This window comes from Alphaproteobacteria bacterium (assembly GCA_035625915.1).
GTDB lineage: Bacteria > Pseudomonadota > Alphaproteobacteria > JACZXZ01 > JACZXZ01 > DATDHA01.
In genome coordinates, this window is record DASPOR010000197.1 from 1 (window position 1) to 3752 (window position 3752).

Annotated in this window: 5 protein-coding genes and 1 pseudogene; all 6 read right to left on the minus strand. The window is 60.9% G+C overall.

The annotated features are described in order from the left end of the window. Positions 1-255: 255 nt before the first annotated feature. Positions 256-498 carry a hypothetical protein gene (locus VEJ16_15290; protein HYB11030.1) on the minus strand — a complete coding sequence of 81 codons (243 nt, stop codon included), beginning with the start codon at positions 496-498 and terminating at the stop codon, positions 256-258. Positions 499-627: 129 nt separating this feature from the next. Next, the gene (locus tag VEJ16_15295; protein ID HYB11031.1) at positions 628-855 is read right to left on the minus strand and encodes a hypothetical protein; all 228 of its coding nucleotides are present in this window, start codon (positions 853-855) and stop codon (positions 628-630) included. Next, positions 759-2190, minus strand: a pseudogene (locus VEJ16_15300) (RtcB family protein). Before VEJ16_15300 ends, VEJ16_15295 begins: the two are co-directional and overlap by 97 nt. A gap of 9 nt (positions 2191-2199) precedes the next feature. Beyond that, the gene (locus VEJ16_15305; GenBank protein HYB11032.1) at positions 2200-2643 is read right to left on the minus strand and encodes an archease; all 444 of its coding nucleotides are present in this window, start codon (positions 2641-2643) and stop codon (positions 2200-2202) included. Next, positions 2640-3209: an HPF/RaiA family ribosome-associated protein gene (locus VEJ16_15310; GenBank protein ID HYB11033.1), complete on the minus strand. Its 570-nt coding sequence runs from the start codon at positions 3207-3209 to the stop codon at positions 2640-2642. The genes VEJ16_15305 and VEJ16_15310 overlap by 4 nt, the downstream gene beginning before the upstream one ends. A gap of 31 nt (positions 3210-3240) precedes the next feature. Then, the coding region (locus VEJ16_15315; protein HYB11034.1) for a universal stress protein at positions 3241-3752 on the minus strand (512 nt) is incomplete at its 5' end.

Genomic DNA, 3752 nt, shown 5'->3' on the forward strand with positions numbered 1-3752 from the left:
GACATCGTAGGCCTCCGGTCGCGGCGCAGGCGCCCGTGACGATCACGACCTCGACGCCGAACGGGCGAATCTCAGAAATGCATAATGCCGCATCAGTCCATCTGGACCGCCTTCGCTCAAGGCCCTGTATGGGACTCTCGATGTCAAGCACTGATTTTCCAGCATATCTCTGTGGGATCGCCGAGCTCGGCTCGCCAGCCGCGTTCGTGCAACAGATCACGGAGTTACGGCCGAGTAAATCCGCTCGGCCCTTGACTAGAGTGTTGTGCCTTGTTCTTCGTCCCACTCCTCGTCGGCCACCAGGATGTCGTAAAGCTCGGCGGTCTTTCCTGAAAGCGAATGGCGTTCCTTGCCCATAACGTCGCTTTCGCCCGCGGCCCATGCGAGCGCGACCTCAAGCTCCTCGATCGTAGGGTCCTTGGCAACGATGTTCACGATTTTCCAATCCGCAATGTCGCCGCATAACCGGCGAACTTCGTCTGGGCCAAGCGCAGTCATCGAGCGTCTCCTGCGGTCTGCATGCTTCGCCGTTCGGCGACAAATTGAGGCCAAGACTTTCGGCTTCTGCGCCGCGGCACGGGCAACTCTCTGAATTGCCCGGAATGCCGCCCAAGGGTTTGATAAGGCTCAATCGAGGCACGAAGATCGCGCAAAAACATCGTAGCTCAAAGTATCCCGGAAAGACCAATTGTGAGCAAAGCGGTATTCACTGAGACGCAAGAATACCGCTAGTCGACGCCCCAGGCGTGGGGAAAACGTCACCCTTTGATGCAGATCAGAGGCCGCAACCGCGCCACCCGCCGCGCGAGACCGGCTTGCTCCGCGGCGGCCACAACTGCACCCACGTCCTTGTATGCGCCCGGGGGCTTCCTCGGCGACCCCACGCGCCGATCGGCTCCTGATAAGGATGCCTTGCGAGGCAAGGTCGTCAATGACTTTTCGACCACTCCACTGTCTGAGCGCGGCATGACGGGAAAGGGCACGCCCGGCGCCATGACAGCCTGAAGAGAACGCTTTCGCTTCACTAGTTGTCGCTCCAACGAGAATGTATGAGCCCGTGCCCATGCTGCCGCCGATCAGCACTGGCTGGCCCCAAGGTCGGAGCGGCTCGGGTAAACCCTCGTGGCCGGGTCCGAAGGCACGCGTCGCCCCCTTGCGATGCACAAAGAGCTCGCGGCACCTTCCTTCTACGACATGCGATTCAGCCTTGCAGGTATTGTGCGAGACGTCGAACAGCAGGTCCAGATTGCATTGCGCAAAGAATTGGCGGAAAACCCGTCGAGCGTAGTGACCGAGAATTTCCCGATTGGCAAGCGCGCAGTTGATTGCTGCCCGCATGGCGCCGAGGTAACGCTGACCGACCTCGGAGGTGATCGGCGCACAAGCAAGCTCGCGATCGGAGAGCCTGATTCCTAAAGCGTGAGCAGTCACGACCATTTCTTTGAGGGATTCAGTCCCAATCTGATGGCCGAGACCACGGGAACCACAATGGATCGTCACAACCACATCATCCTGGGCGAGGCCGAAGACCTTCGCTACGTCCGCATCGCAGATTTCCGCGACGGCCTGCACTTCAAGGTAATGATTTCCGGATCCGAGTGTCCCCATTTCCCGCCGTTGGCGCTCCTTGGCGCGCGCCGAGACGTAGTCTGGCCTCGCACCGGCCATCACGCCCTTCTCCTCGATACGTTCGCGGTCGCGCGGCTCGCCCCAGCCCCGCGCAATCGCCCATTGGGCGCCACCCGCGAGCATGGCATCCATCTCGGTCGCATCGAGGGTGATCGCGCTCTTGCTCCCGACTCCCGCTGGGATCTCGCGGAACAACGAGTCTGCGAGCGATTTCTGCAATGGTATGATGTCGGGGACGGAGAGCCCAGTTAGCATGGTGCGCACACCGCACGAGATGTCAAAGCCGACGCCGCCGGCCGAAACAACGCCGCCGTCGTCGGGGTCGAAAGCTGCTACGCCGCCGATCGGAAAACCATAGCCCCAGTGCGCGTCCGGCATGACATAGGAGGCCTGAACGATCCCGGGCAATGTCGCGACATTCACGGCCTGTTCGTAGACCTTGTCGTCCATGGCGCGAATGAGGTCTTCGTCGGCATAAATGATTACCGGCACGTGCATCGACCCACGCGGGTCGATGCGCCAGACAGTAGCCTCCAGGCGTGTGAAGCGGGTAGGATCCATAGTCAACTCTCACACGTCGACGACGCAGGCTGCCGACCAGATGCCGCTGGCGTCGCGGGCCACTCTGAGGGCGGTATAGGTCGCTCCCTTCGGCTCGCAGGCCGGGGCGTGGCGCTCGATGTTCACGGCCTCCCCCCAAAGCATGCCGGCAAGCCGGTTGTCCTCGATTGCCACTGCAAAGCGCCCGAACAGCATGCGTCGCACCGCCATCTCATAGATGACGGCGTTGAGCCACTCGACAAACAGCAACTCAAGGTCCGGCGCCTCGCACCTGACCTCGACCGCAAGATTGGGCTCGACCTCAGCATGCGTCACGACCGCGGTCAGGGCGCGTGCGGCCTGCTCGAAAGCCCGCGCCGGCGTCGCGCCAAAGCCCCGCAGACCAACATCCGCGTCATGCGGGAAATGTTCCCATTCCGCTCCGCTATCAGCCGCCGGGCCGCACCCTGTCATATTCGCTGTCCATGCTTGCCAAGCAGCTTGACCGTGCTCGCCTGTGGTCCCTTCTCGCCCATTTCCTCGGCAAAAATCACGCGAGAGCCCACGGCGAGATGAGAAAAACCGCCGTCGAGCACACTGTTGCGATGAAAGTAGATTTCGCGGCCGTCGCTGCTTTCGAGAAAGCCGAATTCGCCGGATCTGTCGATATTCGTCACGGTGCCGATTGGCTGACCCTCATGGTGCTTGACGTGTCCCTGCAGGCGGCGAGCATGATCTTGCAATCGTCTCCGCGCCCGTTTGAAGGCATCGTTAATGGCAAATGACAGATCGTTGTGCCGTTCGTCGGCCGGGGCGGTGCGTGCGATATTGACCTCGCGGCCGTTGGGGAGCGCAAGATGGATATTCACTTCGTAGAGACCGCTTGTGCGGTGATGGCTGCCTGGCCCTTTTAGTACCACGCGGCACGCGGTTAGACGCCCGTAGCGCTGTTCGAGCCGCGCAACACGATCGGCAATGGCGTCGTGCACATTCGGCGTCGCTGCCATACCTTGAAAATCGATTTGGATTGGAGTTTGCATCTCTCTCTCTCAACGTCTTTGGATCTGAGCGTCAGTGAGACATAAGGCAGCAGATTGGACTTGTTGCGAGCAATTCGCGCGTCACACCGCCGAATATCCACTCACCGAGCCGGCTATGTCCGTACGCGCCAGTGACCAGCAGATCCGCCCCTTCCTCCTGCGCTAGCCGGATCAGGAGCGCTGCGCCCGATCTATCACGGTGAAGGATGACGCGGGGACCACCGATGATGCGGTGACGGTTCAAATAACGGACCACGCCGTTCATGTGCTCCTGTGCGGCGCCCTCTTCGCCTGGCGCACATATTTCGACGATCGAGATGCGCGTAGCTTGGCGGAAGAACGGGAGAGCGTCGCGTACGGCAAGACGCGCTTCGCGCGTATCCTTCCAGCCGATTACGATGCGGTCTGCTCGCAGCACGCTCACCCCTTCGGGTACGACGAGCATCGGACGGCCTGCCTTTAAAATCATTTCACCCGGATCGATCGAACTATAGACGTCTCCCAAAGGCGCATGTTGCCCGATGACAACGAGATCCGCGCTTC